At 43.5% G+C, this 21,601-nt stretch carries 22 protein-coding genes; 6 read left to right on the top strand and 16 right to left on the bottom strand.

Going from position 1 to position 21,601, the window contains the following annotated elements; genetic code table 11:
• Positions 1 to 60 precede the first annotated feature (60 nt).
• Both ACVA53_RS12800 and ACVA53_RS12795 read right to left on the bottom strand, forming a co-directional pair.
• A complete protein-coding gene (locus tag ACVA53_RS12800) occupies positions 61 to 309 on the bottom strand; it encodes a hypothetical protein (protein ID WP_255044438.1) in 249 nt (82 codons plus the stop codon).
• A 152-nt stretch (positions 310 to 461) separates the two neighbouring features.
• Positions 462 to 815: a DUF2750 domain-containing protein gene (locus tag ACVA53_RS12795; RefSeq protein WP_255044437.1), complete on the bottom strand. Its 354-nt coding sequence runs from the start codon at positions 813 to 815 to the stop codon at positions 462 to 464.
• A gap of 270 nt (positions 816 to 1,085) precedes the next feature.
• On the opposite strand from ACVA53_RS12795, the gene ACVA53_RS12790 reads away from it, so the two are divergent.
• The 3 genes from ACVA53_RS12790 to ACVA53_RS12780 all read left to right on the top strand — a co-directional run bounded on the left by ACVA53_RS12790 (position 1,086) and on the right by ACVA53_RS12780 (position 3,093).
• Positions 1,086 to 1,682 (top strand): class I SAM-dependent methyltransferase, encoded by a 597-nt coding sequence (locus tag ACVA53_RS12790; RefSeq protein ID WP_255044436.1) that lies wholly within the window; start codon positions 1,086 to 1,088, stop codon positions 1,680 to 1,682.
• Between the two features lie 169 nt (positions 1,683 to 1,851).
• Positions 1,852 to 2,250 (top strand): globin, encoded by a 399-nt coding sequence (locus tag ACVA53_RS12785; RefSeq protein WP_255044435.1) that lies wholly within the window; start codon positions 1,852 to 1,854, stop codon positions 2,248 to 2,250.
• A gap of 9 nt (positions 2,251 to 2,259) precedes the next feature.
• Positions 2,260 to 3,093, top strand: a complete 834-nt coding sequence (locus ACVA53_RS12780; protein WP_255044434.1) for a ceramidase — start codon at positions 2,260 to 2,262, stop codon at positions 3,091 to 3,093.
• 28 nt (positions 3,094 to 3,121) lie between these two features.
• On the opposite strand, the gene ACVA53_RS12775 is transcribed toward ACVA53_RS12780, so the two are convergent.
• The 4 genes from ACVA53_RS12775 to nrdD all read right to left on the bottom strand — a co-directional run bounded on the left by ACVA53_RS12775 (position 3,122) and on the right by nrdD (position 8,721).
• On the bottom strand, positions 3,122 to 3,385 hold the full coding sequence (locus ACVA53_RS12775) for a DUF2960 domain-containing protein (RefSeq protein WP_255044433.1): 264 nt from the start codon (positions 3,383 to 3,385) through the stop codon (positions 3,122 to 3,124).
• Positions 3,386 to 3,418: 33 nt separating this feature from the next.
• Positions 3,419 to 5,482, bottom strand: a complete 2,064-nt coding sequence (locus ACVA53_RS12770; protein WP_446505300.1) for an EAL domain-containing protein — start codon at positions 5,480 to 5,482, stop codon at positions 3,419 to 3,421.
• Between the two features lie 577 nt (positions 5,483 to 6,059).
• Positions 6,060 to 6,533, bottom strand: a complete 474-nt coding sequence (nrdG, locus tag ACVA53_RS12765; protein WP_255044998.1) for an anaerobic ribonucleoside-triphosphate reductase-activating protein — start codon at positions 6,531 to 6,533, stop codon at positions 6,060 to 6,062.
• A 67-nt stretch (positions 6,534 to 6,600) separates the two neighbouring features.
• Positions 6,601 to 8,721, bottom strand: coding sequence for an anaerobic ribonucleoside-triphosphate reductase (gene nrdD / locus ACVA53_RS12760; RefSeq protein ID WP_255044999.1), 2,121 nt, complete (start codon positions 8,719 to 8,721; stop codon positions 6,601 to 6,603).
• A 389-nt stretch (positions 8,722 to 9,110) separates the two neighbouring features.
• Between nrdD and ACVA53_RS12755 the strand changes: the two genes are divergently transcribed.
• Positions 9,111 to 10,550 carry a transglycosylase SLT domain-containing protein gene (locus tag ACVA53_RS12755; RefSeq protein WP_255045000.1) on the top strand — a complete coding sequence of 480 codons (1,440 nt, stop codon included), beginning with the start codon at positions 9,111 to 9,113 and terminating at the stop codon, positions 10,548 to 10,550.
• A 219-nt stretch (positions 10,551 to 10,769) separates the two neighbouring features.
• Positions 10,770 to 10,895 carry a hypothetical protein gene (locus tag ACVA53_RS12750; RefSeq protein ID WP_255045001.1) on the top strand — a complete coding sequence of 42 codons (126 nt, stop codon included), beginning with the start codon at positions 10,770 to 10,772 and terminating at the stop codon, positions 10,893 to 10,895.
• A 62-nt stretch (positions 10,896 to 10,957) separates the two neighbouring features.
• Here the strand turns inward: ACVA53_RS12750 and ACVA53_RS12745 are convergent, their stop codons facing one another.
• The 6 genes from ACVA53_RS12745 to ACVA53_RS12720 form a co-directional block, all read right to left on the bottom strand.
• Positions 10,958 to 11,461: a GNAT family N-acetyltransferase gene (locus tag ACVA53_RS12745; protein ID WP_446505299.1), complete on the bottom strand. Its 504-nt coding sequence runs from the start codon at positions 11,459 to 11,461 to the stop codon at positions 10,958 to 10,960.
• 29 nt (positions 11,462 to 11,490) lie between these two features.
• Positions 11,491 to 11,706, bottom strand: coding sequence for a DUF3820 family protein (locus ACVA53_RS12740; RefSeq protein ID WP_039469726.1), 216 nt, complete (start codon positions 11,704 to 11,706; stop codon positions 11,491 to 11,493).
• Positions 11,707 to 11,753: 47 nt separating this feature from the next.
• On the bottom strand, positions 11,754 to 12,371 hold the full coding sequence (locus ACVA53_RS12735; protein WP_446505298.1) for a fumarylacetoacetate hydrolase family protein: 618 nt from the start codon (positions 12,369 to 12,371) through the stop codon (positions 11,754 to 11,756).
• Between the two features lie 132 nt (positions 12,372 to 12,503).
• Positions 12,504 to 13,103: a YceI family protein gene (locus ACVA53_RS12730; RefSeq protein WP_446505297.1), complete on the bottom strand. Its 600-nt coding sequence runs from the start codon at positions 13,101 to 13,103 to the stop codon at positions 12,504 to 12,506.
• Between the two features lie 60 nt (positions 13,104 to 13,163).
• A complete protein-coding gene (locus ACVA53_RS12725) occupies positions 13,164 to 15,122 on the bottom strand; it encodes an alkaline phosphatase D family protein (RefSeq protein WP_255045005.1) in 1,959 nt (652 codons plus the stop codon).
• Positions 15,123 to 15,233: 111 nt separating this feature from the next.
• Positions 15,234 to 16,106: a LysR family transcriptional regulator gene (locus ACVA53_RS12720; protein WP_255045006.1), complete on the bottom strand. Its 873-nt coding sequence runs from the start codon at positions 16,104 to 16,106 to the stop codon at positions 15,234 to 15,236.
• A gap of 151 nt (positions 16,107 to 16,257) precedes the next feature.
• Here ACVA53_RS12720 and ACVA53_RS12715 point away from each other — a divergent pair, with 151 nt between their 5' ends.
• Complete coding sequence (locus ACVA53_RS12715; protein WP_446505296.1) at positions 16,258 to 17,640, top strand: MATE family efflux transporter; 1,383 nt, start codon at positions 16,258 to 16,260, stop codon at positions 17,638 to 17,640.
• 65 nt (positions 17,641 to 17,705) lie between these two features.
• Here the strand turns inward: ACVA53_RS12715 and ACVA53_RS12710 are convergent, their stop codons facing one another.
• From ACVA53_RS12710 to ACVA53_RS12695, 4 genes are all read right to left on the bottom strand, one after another.
• Positions 17,706 to 18,428, bottom strand: a complete 723-nt coding sequence (locus ACVA53_RS12710; RefSeq protein ID WP_255045008.1) for a hypothetical protein — start codon at positions 18,426 to 18,428, stop codon at positions 17,706 to 17,708.
• Entirely contained in the window at positions 18,421 to 19,452 is a 1,032-nt protein-coding gene (gene parM / locus ACVA53_RS12705; RefSeq protein WP_255045009.1) for a plasmid segregation protein ParM domain-containing protein, read from the bottom strand. The genes ACVA53_RS12710 and parM overlap by 8 nt, the downstream gene beginning before the upstream one ends.
• A gap of 342 nt (positions 19,453 to 19,794) precedes the next feature.
• Complete coding sequence (locus ACVA53_RS12700; protein ID WP_255045010.1) at positions 19,795 to 21,195, bottom strand: porin; 1,401 nt, start codon at positions 21,193 to 21,195, stop codon at positions 19,795 to 19,797.
• Between the two features lie 8 nt (positions 21,196 to 21,203).
• The gene (locus ACVA53_RS12695) at positions 21,204 to 21,428 is read right to left on the bottom strand and encodes a hypothetical protein (RefSeq protein WP_255045011.1); all 225 of its coding nucleotides are present in this window, start codon (positions 21,426 to 21,428) and stop codon (positions 21,204 to 21,206) included.
• Between the last annotated feature and the right edge of the window lie 173 nt (positions 21,429 to 21,601).

The raw sequence follows: 21,601 nt of genomic DNA, 5'->3' as shown, positions 1-21,601 counted from the left end.
TTATCAACTGGATGTTCAATCTGCATTGGTTAGATGCACACGATCTAAGCTGACAATTTGTTAGCGTTCAGCGAAACGGAATAAGCTGTCGATGTGAATCGGGCAGCTCCCTACCTGATGAACGATATCTTCAGCTTGCTTAAGTGAATCGTAACTACAAGGGATCCCGTAACTATCCGTTATGGGGTATTCGTTACCCTCACTATCAATAAAGTTAATACTCCAACCGGCACTGAGATAGTCATGCACCAAACGAGCTTCAACGATTGCATTATCTGCCATCAACTGGCGGCACTCTGAAAGGATCATAATTCCCCCTAGCAGCAAGAGTCCCCATATCAATCTCGGCCACTCATGACTTGGTGGAGAATCCTGCCTCATCGAATGTTCAGTCAAAGTATAGCAAGGCTACAAAAAAGGCTACAAATAGTAGCCTTAATAGTTAATGCTGAGCGGAGCGATTACAGGTACATCTTCGCCACATCAGAAGGTTCAGATTCTGAACCCTCAAGTTGAACTGTCCAGTTCAAACCAACCAGAACACCGTCTTCTGACAGCGTAATCATCCAGTCTTCAACAAAAACATCTAGCGGGATCATTACAGCGGTGAACTCAGCCCACTCATCCACGCAGTGAACTTTTGCGTCGGATTCATTCGACCAAAATGGCATTACTTCAGATTGCTCGAACTCGCTAGAGTCAACAGAAAGCCAGTCACCTTCTTCGTTACAAAGTCCCCATACTTGTTGAGTATCTTTGGTCTCTTCAACAAACAGATCGCAATTTGCCTTAATATCTGTGGTTAACTTAGTCATTCTATTCTCTCTTATACATGTTTATATCCAAGCGGCCTGGACACAACACCTGTAACTTGATGTGAAGTATACCCAAGCACTTGATGTTGTTTGGGTATCATAATACCAGAGATTCATGGTAGAAGATGTACAATTTATCGCTATCTATGCTGCTAACTACATCAGATTATTGTCTGTTTAGGGTTTGAATCGAGAATTAAGGATTGGTAGCTATACTTGTTTAGATGACCGGAACAACAACACCTATTGGGCAGTAAAAGAGGGCAAAACATGGCAACCGTTGACTGGCTATCAAATCTTAGTAATCAGACTATTTTAAATCCTCGCTCTCACCTGATAGAAGCCCACGAATATATCGGCGAGCATGGAGAAAGAAAGGTCGCGGTTGACTGTGCATGTGGCAACGGCAGAGACACACTGTATCTGCTTGAGGAGGGTTATCACGTCTACGCCTTTGACAACGACCGTCCTCGCCTAAAGACACTCTCTGAACATCCTTTATTGGGAGCACACCCAAACCTCGATATTCAAATCAGTAGTTTTGCTGACTATGAATTCCCCCGTGCAAATCTTATCAATGCCAGCGCCTGCTTGTTTTTCTGCACGCCTCATGACTTCAACACGCTTTGGAACAACATATCCAACAGTCTCAAAAAAAGTGGCATTTTTTGCGGGCACTTCTTGGGTAAGGAAACGCTAGAGCCCAACGAAAAGTTACCTATCCTCACCCACAGCCAATTCGAGCTTGAGCAATTATTTGCCGACTTTTACATTATTTCTTGGAAAAAAAAGCAAGAGTACTCAGCCAATCTTACAGGTAAAAAACGACTTTGGTTAATTCACACCATAATCGCGATGAAAAAATAACAACTTTATAGCCTCCTTATACCCAAAACTCACAAGCAACCCATTCATCCTGAAAAGCTACATTCCCAGCAAAGAATGTTCATTTCCCGTTCTTATATAACGACTATTGCATAAGTAATTTTAAATACCATAATATTTATATGGTTTTAGAAAATAGGCATGTTTAGGTATGGATACCCACGAAATATTTAATGATAGCTATACACGCTGTCTGCGAAACAACCAATTCTTCTTCATTTTTTATCGCCATTTCTGGCAGCAAGAGCGACGATTCAAAGACCTCTTCCAAGATGTGGATTTAGAGCGTCAAGTTCAGATGCTAAAGTTATCAATCTCGATGATAATCCTTGCTTCTTCATCAGAACAAGCAAGAGAAAGTATTCGACGATTCGGTAAAGCCCATGGCCCTGATGGCATTGGTGTTCAACCTAATGACTTTGAGGTTTGGTTAGATTCACTCATTGAAACCGTTCAAATTTGCGATCCTAAGTACAATGATGAGATTGCTTTCGCTTGGCGAGAGTGCTTCAAGGAGGGAATAGCTATAATGAAACAGGAATGTTTATAGAGAACGCACATGCCTCCCAATTTTCGACCGGACGACTCATCAACGTCAAATACATCACCATCAACCAGTAAGCGTTCACTTTTTGATTGGCGTTACATACTTCTCATCGCCATAGCACTGGCGCTAGGGGTAATGGCCATTTATTTCTCACCTATCCGACAGAGCCGTAACTTTTACGACTATGCAGACCAGCGGTTATTGTTTGGTATCCCCCACTTCTGGAATGTCGTCAGTAACCTGGGTTTTCTTATTGTTGGTATTATTGGACTTAGAGAAAGCATACGCAACCGCTTGGTAATCAATCAATCACTCTCCTTTGCATACCAATTATTTTTCATCAGCCTTATCGGTGCTTTTCTCGGATCAAGCCTTTACCATTTATCACCTGGCCCATTCACCTTGATGATAGATAGGATCCCGATCACCATCAGCTTTATTTGCCTTTACTGTATTATCCTTGCCGAATACTTATCACCAACACTAGGCAGAGCAATGCTGCTGCCCACTCTGGCATACGGAGTGCTATCCGTTATCTATTGGTACATGACCGATGTCATTGATGGACGCGGTGATATGGCCCCTTATGTATTGGTGCAATTGCTGCCTATTATACACATCCCCTTGATTATCTGGCTTTACCCAAACAGCCGAAATCCGACTCGATACTACTTCTATGCTCTTGGCTTGTACGTGCTGTGCAAACTGGCTGAATCAAACGACGACGAAATATATGAACTCACCTCACAGGTAAGCGGTCACTTTCTGAAGCATATTTTGGCAGCCCTCGCTGGCTATTGTGTCTATCTAGGCTGGAAAGCGGCGACAAAAAAACCTCGTATCTAACGAGGCTTTGTCTAGCACTAAATCGAAATTACTTTTCGCCAATTCCGCGGTGTTCTTTTTTTGCTAGCGTAATTTTTCCGAAGCCAAGTTTACGGAAGTGACTATCTCTAAAGTCCCTCATCGCCTTACTGCCAGATGATACGGCTTCCACTTGCTGTTCCATTCGCAAAAAATCGGTTAGATCAATTCCTTCTGCTGCTGCAACCGCCTCATGGATCGTACGGTACTGAGAGTATGAAAACGTCAGCGTTTTCTCTTGTTCTTTAAAGGTATAAATAATAGTGCGTGACATAACGCCTCCAACAGCAAAATCAAGAGAGGGAATTTACCCTACTTCAATTTCAGAAGAAACCTTTTTTCCGGATTGACTGGAACCAGTTGGTACAATGTGCTCGGCCAAAATCTGTGCCTTTGTCATCGGTCGGTAAAAAAAGAACCCCTGCACATACTGCACGCCTTTCTTCTGAATAAAGTTTAGCTCTTCTGCCGTTTCAACACCTTCAACTACAATCTTAGCCTTTGTGATATGACCAAGTTGGACAACGACATCGAATAAGCTTCGACCGCGCTCAGTATCTAGGTTTTCCACCAGCGAGCGGTCTATTTTAATCTTGTCAAATTCAAAGCGTGATAGATAGGCCAGTGAAGAATAACCAGTACCAAAGTCATCCAAAGCAACAGAAATCCCCATAGCTTTGATAGCTTGGATCACTTTAGCCGTTCGCACTTCATCCTGAATCAGCATATTCTCGGTTATTTCGATTTCAACCTGATCATAGTCCAATGTGCTGTTATTTATCACCTGCTTGATTGACTTAACAAAGTCTTTCTTCAACATCGTTTCAGGTGAAACGTTTACTGATATTGTAACGTTTGACGAAAGAACCATTTTAGAGGCATCAGAAATGGCCGTTTCCAACACCCAAAAGTCCACATCGGAAAGAAGCCCTAATTGACCGAACGACTTCAAGAAAGTCGGTCCTTTTACTCGCCCTTTCACATCTTCATGGCGTATCAACGCCTCCAGCGCCACAACTTCAGCACTTTGAATATCAACTTGAGGTTGATAGTAGAGTAAGAAAGAACCACTATTTTCAAGCTTCTCAACTTCACGCTGAGCATTAATGTTATCTTGAATCGAAGGTAGAAAACTGTTTAATTTGGATTGTATCGGCACGTCATCCCCTTTAAAGAAGTGAGTGTGGAAGATAGATGAAACATCAACACCCAGCGATCGCTGATCCATAACCTTGAAAAAAGGATAATAGATAGCGATACCCACAAAAATAAGAAACAGCTGGAATACAGCCACCGAAACCGCACCACCTGACGCAACATACCCACTCATTACTGGCGGCATTAACCAACTATGCACTTCACTCAGAGGTGGAATCAACCCCATAGATATTGCGCCATACGCCAGCATAAAGCTAACAAGAGGCACGCACAAAAAAGGCAATACCATAATTGGGTTGAATATGATGGGAATACCAAACAGTATTGGCTCATTAATGTTGAAAATAGTTAGAATAAACGCAGCTTTCGCTAGTAACTTATAACCTTTGCTTTTTGAAAAAAACAGCATGCACAATACAAGACTAATTGTGTTACCACTACCGCCCATGCCCGTAAAAAAGTCATAGAAATTTGTACTAATTATATTGAGGTCTGTACCAAAATTTTTCCAGTCGGCCATATTAGCAATGCTAATATCATATAGCTCTGTTTTATACATATGCAAAATATTATGGCCATTAACCCCAAGACTCCATAACATTCCACGGATAAACTCATACAACAGTCCATCATAGAATGAGGTCGGATCCAGTTTAGGGAGCACTATTCCAGGCTGTATAAATGTTGCATATATAACAACAGAAAAATGAGAACCAATAATTAATATTGCTAATGTAAGAACACACGTGGCCATCATCTGTATAGATGTATCAGCAGCACTAATAAACTTATCAAAGCTAAATAAACGAAGCTTATTAAGCTTCGATATGATTGAGCAAGAAGCATATGCCGTCAAAAAAGCGATCGCAAAATTATTCGGTAGGGCTATGACTGGTGAAATAAGGTCCCATTGCTGTGATACAATGAAAAAAGAGGCAAGAGCACAAGTAATCGGTGCAGCTTTCGGTAATCGAAGCAATGATGAGTGATATGTGGCGAAGAATATATTGAGCAATAGCGGGAACATGTGACCTGTCATCTCCCCAACATAACCCAAAGTCACACTGATACTGTCATAACCAAACCTCCCAAAAAAAACAGAGAGCAAGTAAAAAAACGCTGCCACCCATGACACAGGCAAAGCCATAATAAAAACATTGCTGATAGCAACTATAAAGGTATTAGAAGATAAATTTGAGAGTAAAAGCGGCAATGTACACTATCCAATTAATAAAACACTAAGCAGCGCACCTAGTCATAAATGCATGGTTACAACCTGAAAAGTCGTTACTTTGTATCATATCAAATTAGATTTATAAGCACACTAGAATTACGATATATAACTTATTATTATATAAGCCAGTAGCTAATCATTATTCCCACCAAGGAAGAATATAAAAGTGAGTATATTAGGTGTTTTGTGATTTAACCGTAGTTATACCTAATAAAAAAGAACAATACCCAATAGATATCGAATTTATTTATTCAATACAAAATAATTGATACTCTTTTTAATAGGCTGATAGAAAATATAGCGCTAATATTTTTCCAAATTAAATAGAGAATGATTAGCTGTCAAATACAACGTTATTCATGATACATGCCTGAAAATCATATAATCGTAAACTAGCACTACCTGAGTAAACTGTTTTCCCATAGTTATGCACAGAAACAGTGGATAACCTTTATAAATAAACAGGCAGCTAACAACTCATCAACAATCGACATTGGTTCATCGGCAAAACCGGTCTAACAATCAACCAGGTTACACCGTAATGATGACTGGATACTTACTTTTGGCCTTTTAGATAGTGGATAACCTGATTGCTACTTCCCCGCCATACTAATTCTGGGTTATGCAGCTCTTTCTCGAACTTCCCATCAACGACAACGTCAACATACTCGAGCACTGCTTTCTGCTGCTCATCAAGCTCTGCCAAGCGGTAACCAGTCCACAACCAAATATCCTTACCGCTACATTCGGTCTGTACTCTTTTTACCAGTTTTAAAATAACTGGAACATTGGCAGGGTGCAGTGGGTCACCGCCCGACAAAGACAAACCGCGCCGCTTTATGCGGCTATCGTTCAGGTCCGCAATAATTTGGTCTTCTATTTCCTGAGTGTATACGTGCCCAGCATCCAAGCGCCAGGTGCTCTGGTTATAGCAACCACGGCACTGGTGCACGCACCCTGATACAAACAAGGTACAACGCGTCCCCGGACCATTAATAACATCAACAGGGTAATAGTTGTGATAGTTCATTGTTACTCCTAATAAAAAGTGCCGAATCATCGGCACTTAATGTCATTGTTCGGATCAGCGTATGGGTCTACATATGTTTCACACGACGTATAACTTCTTCTTGCTTACCAAAGTTAAACGGGCGTGCATCTGGACTACCTAGATACCCACAGACTCGACGGGTAACCGATACCTTCGATGGTTCATGATTGCCACATTTCGGGCAGGTAAAGCCTTTACTGGTACAATCAAACTCACCATTAAAACCACACTCATAACACTCATCAATCGGTGTATTTGTGCCATAGTATGGCACGCGGGTGTAGCTGTAGTCCCAAACATTCTCCAGCGCTTCGACGTTATGCTGAATATTCGGGTATTCGCCATAACAGATGAAGCCACCATTTGCGATTTCTGGGTATGGCATTTCAAAGTCGATCTTATCGTATGGGTTTACTTTCTTTTCAACATCTAAGTGGAAGCTGTTAGTGTAGTAACCTTTGTCAGTTACACCGTCTACCACCCCAAACTCTTTTGCGTCGATCGAACAGAAACGGCTGCACAAATTTTCACTTGGCGTGCTGTACAGGCTAAAGCCGTAACCCGTCTCTTCTTTCCAACTGTCAGTAGCCGCTTTCAAGCGCTCAACAATCGCGATCGCTTTTTCGCGCAGCGCTTCGTTGTCGTAAACATGCTCATCTGTACCGTACAAAGCATTGATCGTTTCGTGAATACCAATGTAGCCCAGCGAAATCGATGCGCGACCGTTTTTAAAGATCTCGGATACGTCATCGTCTGGCTGCAGACGCACGCCACAAGCACCTTCCATATAAAGGATCGGGGCAACGCGCGCTTTAACACCTTCTAGGCGGCTAATGCGGGTTTCTAGCGCACGACGTGCCAGTACCAATTTCTCGTCAAGCAAAGCGAAGAACGTTGCTTCATCACCTTTCGCCTTCAGTGCGATACGCGGCAAGTTCAGACTCACGACGCCGATGTTGTTACGGCCCTCGTGGATAAGCTCACCATTTTCTTCATATGCCCCTAGGAAGCTACGGCAACCCATTGGGGTTTTGAACGAGCCAGTCACTTCAACCACTTTGTCATAGTTTAGGATATCTGGATACATACGTTTAGATGCACACTCAAGCGCCAACTTCTTGATGTCGTAGTTTGCATCTTCCGACTTATGGTTTAAGCCGTCTTTAATAGCGAAAACTAATTTCGGGAAGACCGCTGTCTTGTGGTTTTTACCCAGGCCCGCAATACGGTTTTTCAGAATAGACGACTGGATCAAACGTGATTCCCAGGATGTCCCTAAACCAAAACCAAACGTAACAAATGGCGTTTGCCCATTCGCAGTGTGCAGAGTGTTTACTTCGTACTCAAGTGATTGGAATGCGTCATAACACTCTTTTTCAGTGCGCGCTTTAGCAAAGGCTTCTGGTTCTGGAATATCCCACTCGTTGGCAACTTGTAAGTGCTTTTCGTAACTAACAGATACGTATGGCGCCAACACTTCGTCAATACGGTTGATCGTTGTACCACCGTAAATATGGCTCGCTACCTGTGCGATGATCTGAGCCGTCACTGCTGTTGCTGTAGAAATTGACTTAGGTGTGTCAATTTCTGCATTACCCATTTTAAAACCATGAGTCAGCATACCGTTCAAGTCGATCAACATGCAGTTAAACATTGGGAAGAAAGGTGAGTAATCCAGATCATGGAAGTGGATATCGCCCTCTTCGTGTGCCGAAACAATATCACGAGGCAGTAAGTGTTGCTTTGCGTAGTGTTTAGCCACAATACCAGCAAGTAGATCACGTTGAGTCGGGATCACCTTGCCATCTTTGTTGGCATTCTCATTCAGTAGCGAAGCGTTGCTTTGATCAATCAACCCACGAATTTCATTATTTAAATGGCTTTTCTTCTCGCGAGCAAGGTCACGGTCGTGGCGGTACTCAATATAGGCACGTGCAACTTCTTTGTGTGGACCATTCATCAGGTGATTTTCAACCGCATCCTGGATAGCGTGGATCTCCACCTGCTTCTGGTCAGCGAACTGGGACAGTACTTGCTCAGCAACTGACTCAGCATATGTGGCATCCATTGCCTCTACAGATTCGGCAGCACCTAGTACCGCTTCTTTAATACGCTTGGTATTAAACGGTACAAGGCAGCCATCACGCTTAATCACAACAGGGTTCACACAAGTCTCCTAAAAATGACAGTGTCACGAAAACCACTAAATATAGGGCTTACAAAATTGACCAATACAAGATGTGGTGTATTAAGCGAGAATTCAGGAAGAGAAACATTGATCTATGTCAGTATTTCTCCAAGAGCGTACAGCTAACAACCGATGTTTTCGATTACCTCTCAAAACTGACATTTTCACTCGTTTCATTACAAAATTGTCAACCCATTTATTTGATACTCAGAGCTGAAATAACTGAAAAAAAACTTGAATATTATTTAGATTATTAGTTCGAGCTCAACGCCTCACAACAAAGCAACAGCACCTCTTTCATCGTGCTTTTTGTCGGTTACCTTCCCTGCCCTCTATACTCAAAAGCATCATTGTGGAGGCCATTGCCTATGAGAACTGCCTTGTCGTTTTTGTTCATTATTGGCGTACTGATATCTTCAATCTGCAGCGCATTCCAAATCACCCCGCAGAAATACGAAAGATATACTGGTGATCTTCCCGTTATGGAGGAGAAGCGTGTAATCCGCGTGCTTGTCGCTGCGGATTTGGGTTTTTACTACCTAGACCGTGGTCAGCCCAAGGGTTTAATCTCTGAAATGCTTAGACTTTTCGAAAAGTTTGTCTCAGAGAAAACCCAAAAAAAATACCGTATACAAATCATTCCGGTTCACCGTGATCAACTTCTTCCCGCTTTAAACGCAGGCATAGGGGATCTTGTTACGGCTAATATCACCATCACACCCAAACGCATGAAACAAGTCGATTTTAGCCACCCGATACTGACTGGTATCCAAGAATTATTTATCACCCACTCCGTGCGAAGCCCTATAACAGACATCAAGCAACTTTCGAAAAAGAGTGTTTGGCTACGAGCCAGTTCAAGTTACTACCAAAGCATCCGTCGAATTAATAAGCAACTACATAAACTCGGCAAGGAGCCAATGTATGTTCATTTTCTAGAAGAAACGCTTCAAGATTTTGAGATGCTACAAATGGTTCAAGAAGGCATTATTCCCATGACTGTACTCGACTCTCATAAGGCTGAGTTTTGGGATTTGGTTACTGATGACCTTCAAATTCACTATGAGTACCCAATCCGCAAAAATAGCGCTATCGGTTGGAGTTTTCGCAAAGACAGCCCAGAGTTTAAAGCGATTGTTGATGAGTTTGTGGAAAACAACCGTCGCGGCACACTAAATGGCAACATCTTATTCAATCGCTACCTCAATAGTAAGGCGTGGTTCCAAAAAGTCATGAGCCCCGATAGCATCGATAAATTCAAAGAGCTTGAAAATCGTTTTATTCGTTACGGTAATATGTATGACATCAACTGGCTGATCATTGCCGCCCAAGCCTTCCAAGAATCAGGCTTTGACCAATCTAAACGCTCACACGCTGGTGCTATAGGCATTATGCAGGTGCTTCCACAGACGGCTAGCGAGCCTTACATCAATATCAGTAACATCCAAAATATCGAAAACAATATCCACGCAGGGGTGAAGTATATGGACTTCATTCGCGATAGGTACGTCACAGATGATGACACTGATGAGCTCAACCAACTGTATTTCGCCCTAGCAAGCTACAACGCGGGACCAAATAGAATACGGCGATTAAGAAAAGTTGCAGAAGAACGCGGCTATGATCCGACCCAATGGTTTAATAACGTGGAGGTGATTGTCAAAGAGGAAGTTGGCATGGAACCTATCACCTATGTCGGTAACATCAACCGCTACTTCACCATCTACAAGCAAATCTTCTCTTTACAGAATGCAGCTGGCCAACGTATGGCAAGCTCTAACCTACTTCGTTTCAAACTCTCTCGCTAACCTGGTCACGTTTCAATCAAAACAACCTCGAATACAACAGACGATGAGATCAACCTCTCGCTTTCATCACGTTGTCATTTAATGTCACTACTCTTGCCAGTACAAAAGTAATATACCCAAACACCTTAAGTGGCTTGGGTATATGCAGTTAAGGAAAACACTGCTTGGGAATAACCTTGCTATTGGCCTCTGCTATAGCACTCAACAAGGCATAAATTTATGGATATATTGAACAATACAACCATTGTTGTACCGACCGATGAAGAGCTACTGGCCAACTGCCCAGATAGCCTGAACTTAAATGATGAAGAAAACGAGCTCGCCAACGATATTATTGTGCTTTGACAGCAACCTACCCAAATTAAGCAATGAGCTAGCACTCGGCTAGCTCTTCCTCACTAGAAGTACTATTCAGCAGCTATAAAATCAGGTCGAATTCTAGACATCAACACCATATCGATGTACTTACCCGCCTTGAATGTACTAAGCCGTTTGATCCCTTCTATCTCGAAACCCACTTTATTGTACAACGCACAGGCCGCTTCATTATCCGCATGTACTTCTAACTCAAGACGTACCAAATTTAGCCAATTATCCGCTTGCTCAATGGCTTGCTTCATCAAGTAACGCCCTACCCCTTTGCCATGACAAGAAGGGTGAACCGCTATCGCCAAGAATGCCACATGTCTATCCCGAACCTTGTTGGTTAAAAATAGCGTGACATGCCCGACAACCTTTTCACCAACTTCAGCGACTAAAGTGTAGTTATCGGGATTATCGAACAACTGCCCTACCGTGTCAGAACTTAAAAAGGGCTTCTGGGAGGTATTTTCCGTCACCTCAGGTAGGCGATAAATGTCGAACAAGTCACCGTTGTCCGATTTTTCATAATGTCTAATTGATATTTCCACTGGTATCCTTCCCGGTAAACCGCATTGACCTAATCGCGCCTAAGTGGGCGTATTACACTCTCAAGCCCTTCAATTTTCATCTCAAGGGCTAATGCCATCAACAAACCCAACTCACCCTCGGGAAAGCCCTTTTTTTGGAACCACAGCAAATATTCTTCCGGCAGATCAATAATGACCCGGCCCGCATACTTGCCAAAAGGCATCTTTACGTTAGCTAATTTTACGATTTTTTCTTTATCAAACACGTTGGGCCTGTTTTCTTTAGGGGATGGAAAAGCCAGTATCCTAAGCACTACACCGCCAACCATTGTGCAGCAGCAATGATGTCATCATCAACAGTGACCTGAGCGACAAATTGACTTCCCGGTTGTACCTTACCGACACCGGATGGTGTACCTGTCATCACGATATCACCATCATTCAGTGTCATGAAGGTTTGAATTTCTTTCAAAATGACATCAGGCGAATAAATCATCAATGAAACGGTGCCAGTTTGCATCAATACATCATCAATAAAGAGGCGTAGCCCTAATTCACCACTCTCGGTGGATGGTAAAGACACAAACGGGCTAAACAATGCAGAACCATCAAAAGCTTTACTGCGCTCCCAAGACAATCCTTTTTGCTTCAATTTGCTCTGTACACCACGCTTGGTCAGATCGAGACCTACCGCTACCGCATCGAATCTGCCATTGCGGTACAGAAATGACAACTCAGCTTCGTAATGGACCTCATCGCCATTATGTGAAGCGAACAGCGTCTCTGAAATAGCTGAATTAGGCTTATTGAATAACACCATCTCGTCAGGTATTTCGTTTCCTAATTCATGAATATGAGCCACGTAATTACGTCCAACACAGACGACTTTATTTGGCGTAATAACTTGTTCTTCAACAATCACTTGTTTCATTTCAATCCTTTTTAATGATCCTTAGTTATTGCAAAGTAACACCGATAAAAAAAGCCAGCAATGGCTGACTTTGAAAATTATTCGTTATCGATATTAGATTTATGTATCAGCTAGCCAACGATCTTGGGCACCCTACTCAGACACAAACACTAAGTTCGCATTGACGGGAACAGTCAGCAATATAGAGTTGAGCTTGGCAATATCTTTGAGCTTTCCAATCCCCTCATCAAGACCAAAAGCCCCGGCCTGTAATTCCACAGGATTTATCGTTGAAACCAACAGACCGCCATCATCCAATCCAGTAACCTGTACTTTTGCGTTTAACACTTCAGACTTGCCATGCAAATCGATCTTGAATTCAACATCCTGCACCACTGTTTGTCCGGCGCTCAATCCACTGATAGCCGCGCTGTCCACTTTGGCTTCAATAATGGTTAGTGGATACACTTCGGTATTGAAGAGCTCTTTTTTCATGCGCTCATCACGGATCTGAATCTTGGTATCGACGCTGGTCAAATCAATAGAAAGAGAGACCTCACCTTGGGCAGAAATAGATCCACTCAAATTACGAAAACCGTGTTGCTCCATGACACTGTCATTTTTTACCGAAGAGAACCCCACTGAGGAGTGAGTACTATCTAACTTCCAACCGGCCCACGCACCTGTTGCTCCAAGCATAAGCGCAGCAGATACGCTGCCTAACAGAACCTTGTTCTTCCACGTTAACGCCATTGACTTCCCCTTCTTTAGTTATTTCTTTGAAATATCACTTAGAAAATATAGGTCAGTTCTTTACTTAGCGTTAATTGGCGGAAAGGTCACCCTTTGACCTTCTGCCGTCAAAATAGCAATGTCGATAGGTTTACCGTCAGCATCTAGCCTCACTTCCCCAATCGCACTTCGGTTTATTAAACGGTGGTTTCCAGGCAGATCTGGATCGCGCTTGAAGATCTTGAGTCGCTTTCGCTTAGTCAGCAAATTGAGTGGTGAACGTGGGCTGTACAATATGCGATCCATAAAGTCACAAACGCGAAGTAGCGCATTCGGGAACTCATTTTTGATCCCGCTTGAGGTGATCTGGTAAATATTCGGGCTGCTATTACGAAAACGGAGTTTAACGTCATACGCAAACGAATAATGAACATCTCCAGACAGGATCACAAAGTTAGTTGGCGTTTTGGTATGGGTGAAAATATTGATGAGCGTGTTGGCTGAGCCCGGGTGAGCCATCCAGTTTTCCGCATCAATCACTAATGGCTGACCAAGCCATGTCATACCACGCTGTAAGGATTCAATAAACTTCACGCCAAACATGGGAGCGGCAGAAACCAGGATCACTGCTGGTTCGTTAATCAGCGACATTTGCAGCTCGCTGAGCGCCTCCCAGTCCATTAAGCCCGAGGGCTTGTTCATTTTCGACTCAGATCGCCAACGTCGAGTACGGGTGTCCAGTACCAACATTTTAGGTGACGTACTTATGGTGTAATGCCATTGTTCAAATCGATAGAGATAATCTATCAGACTATCATGGCGGTCACTGGTTGGTTGCTCGAAGTATTCCTCGACATGACTAAAAAATGTCTCATTGAAGTTTTCAGGTGCATTTCCCCATCCTTGGCACAGCCAGTAACTGATTAAACCGTTTCCGATAATCCGCCGAGAAAAGTGATGATGATAGGCTGCTTGCTCCCATCCTACGGTCAAGTTCCAGTCATCAGTGACATCATGATCGTCAAAGATCATATACGTAGGAACGTGCGCCATTAAGCGGCGAACTTGGGGCAAGCCGGCAACAAATTGATCAATTGTCGCTTTTTCATCGAACCACAGTTTTTGCCATTTTTCCTCAAGGGTGTGACCTTGCCACCGAAATAAATTCTTTTCCAGCTTCGCATTATCGACAAACTGCCACAGCACTGGTGACCATACCAATAAATACATGGCATTAAACTCACTCAACGTAATGAGATGATTACCTGACTCTCGGGAACTGAATACCGGTGACTTTAGCCTTAACCAGTTTGCAAGGCGAGGCACGCGCTCGATGATTTCATGGCCACCTTCGAGATATTTCGGTAACAGCTTATCCCTGCCGTAAAAATTATTGGCATGATCAAATAAGGCTTGTGTATTGGCAACTGGTGCTTTATCGAAGCTCTCGTCGTAAAGGCCCAGCAAATTGATCACTTGCTGAATACTGTCTAATGTTGAGCCAGCCACGTGGTCAGCATAGATCTGATCACCACTCATCATTAGTAATGATGGTCGATCTTCAATGCTCTGACTCGCAATTTTAGCATCAGCGGCGACCAAGCTGTCCTTGCTCGGATAGTGCGGGTTACGGCAAGAACCATGCATCACATAGTCTGCGTGAGTTTTTATGATAAATGTCGGCCGTGACTCCCCGTCATACAGTAAATCAGGTACTAATTCGGTCAGTAAGCCATCTTGAGTGTTAATTTGGTATTCCAGCGGTGTGTTACTAGGGAACTTACCACAAAATGTCACCTGAAATATCCAAGCACGCTCACCAATTCGAATATGCTTTCCTTGTGAAAGCTCACCGGTATATAGCGCTAATTGTTCTGTTTGCTGGTATAGAGTAAATGTCCCTTTAAGCGGGCTGGAAACCGCAAACCACAGCGTCAATTCCTGCGGCGTTACCTTGCGCAAGATTGGCCCTGCGAGGATGAGAGGCAACACAGATGAAGAGTGGGGGTGTTCTGTGGTTAATGGCAATTCAACAGTCATAATGCGCAGATACTCTTTACTTTTTATATTTACTCTTGGTAGGACATTAACAGCAACAATTTGTTTAAAAAAGTTATATACCCAAGTAACGCCAAAGACATTTGGGTATACCTAGAACATCTTTGCCAACTCGGTATACATCCAATTCATGACTTGGCCTACTCCCTTGTCACGTCGCTTCACCGCCCCCATTTCCACCATTAGAGGTTCAGGGATTTCTTCAGTGGAAAGCTCAACAAGCTCATCCACATACCATACTTCTTGTGCAACATGCTCGGGTACCAATGCCCAGCCGACCCCGCGTATTACCATCGAGGAAATCAAGTAATAGCTATCAATATGCCAGTAATTGGAAGAAATTGGCTTCGCTTTTCCCACCCCCATACGATCGCGAATGACCAGTTGCCTATGCTGGGTAAGGTCAGAAATTTTAGGTACTGGAATTGCAGCTAACGGATGCTCTCGTGAAACAATCAAAGCATGCTTAAACTGGCCGATTGACGTAAATTCCAAGCTGTCAGGTAAGGCATCCTGATGAAATAACACACCCAAATCGGCCTTCTCTGTTGCCACCCACTGAGAAATATCTTGCTGTGAGCCATTGATAATAGTGAGCTTCAATGATGGATAAACCATTGCCAAGGAGGCAAATAGGCTTTCGAAGGCAGTGATAGGCACCGCTTCATCAATGGCTATGGTAAATGTCACCTCCTCGCCTGACGAAACCGTCATCGCCCGTGCCGACATTCTTTCACATTGGGCAAGTACGGCTTGAGCTTCAATATACATTTCTTCGCCTTCTGGCGTCAGGACCGGCAAGCGCGCACTACGATCAAACAGCTCAAATCCTAAATCTAGCTCAAGATTATTGATAGCGGTACTGACCCGCGACTGCGCTTTTCCTATACACCTCGCCGCTGCAGAAAACGAACCTTGCTGGACCGCACACACAAATGCCTCCAGCTGATCTATCGTCCAATTCACGATTTTTCACCCAATATAATGACGAATTACCCCCTCACTCTATCCGAAAAACGGATAGATACAAACTTCAACCAATCTCAAAAACAGCGATAATGTTCCCAACGTTATTACAGCTCAAAGTCCCTATTCAACAACGGCGCAAGAGAAAGTCATGCAAGAGCAATTCAACCACGAAACGCCAACAAACATTCAAAGTATCAGCAGAACTTTCTGGCGATACACCATTCCTTCCGTTGCAGCCATGCTGGTTAACGGTCTATATCAAGTCATCGATGGTATTTTCGTGGGTCACTATATTGGCTTTGAGGGCTTGGCAGGTATCAATATGGCTTGGCCTATCATTGGTATTATCGCAGGTCTAGGGCTTCTTGTAGGCATGGGGACGGGAAGTCTAATCTCGATTTACAAAGGAGAAGGTAACCACAACAAAGCGCAAAAGGCTCTATCGACGGGGCTTAGCATAATTGCCATTGCCGGATTATTAGTAATGGCGCTGTTAACCATGATTGCACCATCACTTTTAATAGCACAAGGCGCAACGGGCGCACCGCTCGAAATGGGTCGCGCTTATATTGAAGTGTTCACTGGGGGGGCCGTATTCACTATCGCCGCCAGCGCTTTACCTATGCTCATTCGCAATGATGATAGCCCTAATTTCTCAACGGCGCTGATGATGGCTGGGGCAATTATCAATATAGCCCTAGATTATATTTTCATTGCCCACCTCGATATGGGGCTTAAAGGCGCTGCAATAGCCACCATCATTGCCCAGATTTCTATCACCATCGTTGCAGTAACGTATTTTTTTACGCATTACTCCAAGCTAAGGCTCAGTCTATGCACTTTCAGGTTTAGCCCAAGTATTGCAACCCGTGCAATCAGCCTCGGTGCATCAAGCTTGCTCATGTATGCCTATTTCAGCTTTATTGTTGCTATTCACAATAAGTTATTTATGGATTACGGCAGTGCGGTTCATGTCGGCGCATTCGCGATTGTTGGGTACCTGATAACCATGTACTACCTGCTTGCTGAAGGTGTCGCCAGCGGTATGCAACCGCCAGTTAGCTATTACTATGGTGCCGGTCATGGCAAGAAAATCCATGCCACGCTGCTCCTTGCGAGCAAAGTCGTGGTACTGACAGGCATCATCTCGGTCGCTTTCTTAAACTTATTCCCCTACACCTTAGTGGACTTATTCAGTAACGGCGATCCATCACTCGCGACTGAAACAGTCAATGGCTTACGCTTGCATCTATTCGCAATGTTTCTTGATGGCTTTATTGCCCTTGCTTCTGTGTACTTTATGTCTGTTAACCAGGGAGGGAAGGCTTTAGCCATTTCTGCGGGAAACATGCTGGTGCAAATCCCTTTCTTGTACTTCTTGCCACAGTGGCTAGGGGTAAATGGTGTTTGGTTATCAGTTCCTCTATCCAACATTCTATTAGCCGCAATTGTCGTACCGCTGGTATGGAAGGATATTCAGAATAAACAACGTAGTGACATTTTACTTAATACCGTAACAGCCTCATCTTAGATAGCATAAAAAGTACACGCTATTTGCGTGTACTTTTTATTTATACGTCCAGAGTTAGGGCAAGCCTAAAATATCCCTTTCTTCTTGATCTTCTGCACATGAGCTAGACGCTCATTCAAATCAACTACCGGAGATGGGTTGCCAGGCGGCTCATCCTGACGACTCGTACTTCTTTGCGACAGCGTACGTATCAATGCCGTTTGCGCTGTTAACTGATTTTTTAGTTCCGCAATCTGCTGTGACTGGGAGTCAATCATTGCAACGAGCTTTGCATTCTGATCGCTGAGCTGGTCGATACTGCCAATTACAGCCTCATCTTTACTTTCAGCCTCAACACTGTTTGTGCGTCGCTCTGAGGAAGATATGTACTCACGAGTCAGCTTAGCTTCGGATTTCACTTGCTCGCTAATCGACGCTTTTAAAGCCTCAAAGAGTGCAGTTTGCGCTTCTTGGTTAAACTCTTGCGGTGAGTTTTTTACCAGAAAGCCCAAACCTTGCAGTGTGTTTTCCAGCGTTAATTCTGATACCTGCGACTCTGTTACCTGTAAACTCAACTGTTGTGACAGGTCAGGACTTAGCAAGTGCATGAACAAACCACTCAAGTAGACCTGCTTTTGCACATTTCTCGCATTGAGAAGCGCCAAACCATTCTCTTCCGCTGACTCGGCTTTCAACCGCGTAAAATCATCTGCCCATTGATGAAGCACTTTGCTGGCATACAAATCGGCTGGGTTATTCAATGGGTCGAGGTAAATGGAGTAATTTATCCGCTTAAGACGTTCAGCCATTTACGGCCTCTTGCTCTGGCATATTCACCGCTTCACCATCGGCATGGTACAAGCACAACTCGCGAGCCAAGGCTTCTTGCGGCTCGTCCACCAGCACTACTCGTTCGCCCAACGTCTCATAGGCTTTTTGTACTGCCGGATAAATCAAGCTTGCTCCGCCTCCCACAAGGTAAACTCGGTTCGGGTTTTTAGCAAACTTCTTCGCTTCGTATGCGACTTGCTTACCCAACTCATCAATCTTGGTTTCAATCTTCTCAAGGATCATCTGGATCTGACTTTCGTCATTCACGACTTCTCGGACAAAATCATGATTAGCACGTTGCTTGATGAGTTCATTGGCGACTAAGTAGCTCGAATCACTATCGGCAACCGCCAGTGATTTGCGGGCAACATCGGTTACCATGGAAACGCCGATTTCGTTATTGCCGTAAATAGCAGAAACGTCATCAAACTCACCGACAATCACCCCCATATCCAGTGTCGTGCCACCAATATCGATCACCAAAGAACGGTTAAACTGGCTGACAGATTGCATTGTTAGGGTCGATAACACTGCGGGCAAACTTTCAGGCATCACCTCAACATCGATGATATCAAACAACTCGCCTTTGTTTAGCTCAATCTGGCGCATAAGATTGTCACGCTTGCGGGCAATTTTATCTTCGTTTTTCTGGCAATCTTCCGCGTTGTAGTATTCTGTGATCGGCAGTGTAACAACCAGCTTTACAGGTCCTGGTTCGATACCCGTTTGTAGCAGTGCATGATGAACTGACAATAAATTCAAATCATCGTATTGGTAATCAACATGGGTTGTTTCCAACGCCTTGTCGGAGGTCATATCGTAGGTATATTTAGTTGAGCCAATCGTATAGTTAAAGATCTTCTTGTCTTTTCTTAGTGCGGCACTTTTCCAGTTTTTTCGAAATGAATTCGGTGAAATAACAGTCTGTAATTCACCATTTTCAATCCAACTAACTTTAACGTTGGTTGAACCATCATCAACTGCAAATTTACGTGGCGTCATTTTGATCCTGCTCTATTCTCAAGGGGATATAGGTTTATCTGCGAGAAGTAGATAAAAACCCGACGCTAATGGCAAACCTAGCGCCAGAGTTTTGAAGCGGCTAGGCAAAACAAAAAAAATCCAACTCTTTTATTTAATTCTGGTGAAACTTGGTCGATCAGCCCGAGTGGTAGCGTTTATTAGCCTGCAGATTGTCGTGATTAGCACTCAGTTAATTATCACAAAACCATGCATCTTGTATGATACCAATCTGGGTAAGTCGTTGATCAAGTATTTATGTCGGTTGGTATGATGTATCACCCCATAAAAAAACAGCGACTAAAATAGTCGCTGTTTTCACATTTACTTCAAAATATCGTAAGGCTTTGACCATTGGTACCGCTGGCTCAGCTCCTTTTTAATTTGCTGATACCTTGGTGACGTCAACATTTGTTGTACATCATCAACGGTCAACAAAGGCTCACTACCCTGTGGGTGCTGATTCCGTACTGAAAGCATGTCTTTGGCACTTTGACGCAGCGAATCAAAAGACACTTCATCACCATTGCCATTCACAAATGAAGTGTAAACTTTTGCGGTCGTTCCCGACTGTGGTTTACCACAGCTATAAATTGAAGGGTTCCATAAACCATCTTTTGAGTGGTACTCCGTCACAGGTCGGCCTTCAGCAATATCTTCAATCATGCAATAGGTTGGGCTCAGGCTCACTAAGTTGTGGCTATTGTTAAAAGCATGAGCGACCCAATCACCACCGCTTGCTTCATCTGTTTCATCCTGCCACACCCAGCTATCAGAGGGGCCAGTGAAAGATTGACCAATAGCGAAACGTTGTGGATCGGATACAAAATATGCCGTATCACCGCTTTCCAGCTGGTATGCCTTAACAAAATCGCGCTGAAATTCATAATGCGCACTGTCAGTATGAAGGTTACGACCGTCATAAGGACCATCAATGAAGCCAACGGTAAGAAAGTTTGCCTCGGTCATCGCCTTGACACCGTCACTCAATGAGAGATCAGATTCATCCTCACTGATATAATAAGGGTAATCACTGAACAGAAGGCTCTCCCCGCCTGATATGATCCCGCTTCTTGGGCCTGAGTATTGATAACTAGCAACATCATAACTGGTTTCACGAAGGCCAGAGCTCATTTCAACCTCATCCTTAATGACACGAACCGATGTCCCGATCCAGTTACCTTCATATTTCAGTACATAGTCCTGTGTAATGACTTCACGCCCTGACTGAGGGTTAATATCATAACTTTGAATATCAAAGTGAGCTGATGTCGGGTCGAAATCCCAGCGTCGAAAGAATGAAACCTTAGTGCCTTTCTGGCTTATGGCCCGTGGCTCAGCATCATAATTTGCACCGCAGGCTTGACCGCGACTTGCGATATAAGCCAAATTAGTCCCGTTGACATCAACACGGCAAACAAACTGATCATGAAGTGCAGAAGCGTTCACTTTATTAACGATATTAGAGAATGCCTCTTCGCTTACCGTTGAATTGTGGGCCTGGAAATACCCCAAAGCTGCATTATAAGAAGCTAATTGAGCCTCAGAACTTGCTGGCAGTGTCAAAGCGTAATCCAACAAAAAGTACTCTGCCTTATTTTGCTGGATTTTATTGACAGCATAGCTAATTAGCTCTTTAGATTGATAATAACCTTGTACATTGGGCGTCGCATTGGCATAGGCTGCAGTCATGACAAGAAGAGCACTGATAATCGTTTTTTTCATTTTATCCCTTACTTCTTAAAATTTGACGGTGTACGCATGCCTGTCCCGTTATTCGAGGCATATTTCACGGCTTGGAGCATTTCTATGTCACTGTCATTAACACTAAGCTGAGTTTGACGGTCGTGTTGTTGGGTAGCACTACTAGAGTGGGTATTAGAAGATGAATCGCCACCACCACAACCGGCGAGGGAAACTCCCATTGACAGAAACAAAACCAATAATCGACATTTCATTTAAAGCAGCCTTATATCAAATACTTATCGTAGTAACCTAGAGAATATTGAGCACTGTTTTATTCTCTGCGCGGATTGTACGTTCAGCGTTTGTTCAGCTTCAAGACATTAATTGAATGGGTTTGTATAGATGAGCTTAGATATTTTATAAATTAAAATCTGTAGAGAAATTT

The organism is Photobacterium sp. DNB23_23_1 (genome assembly GCF_052873815.1).
Note: the sequence above shows the minus strand (reverse complement) of the source record. Positions and strands in the feature narration are given on the sequence as shown.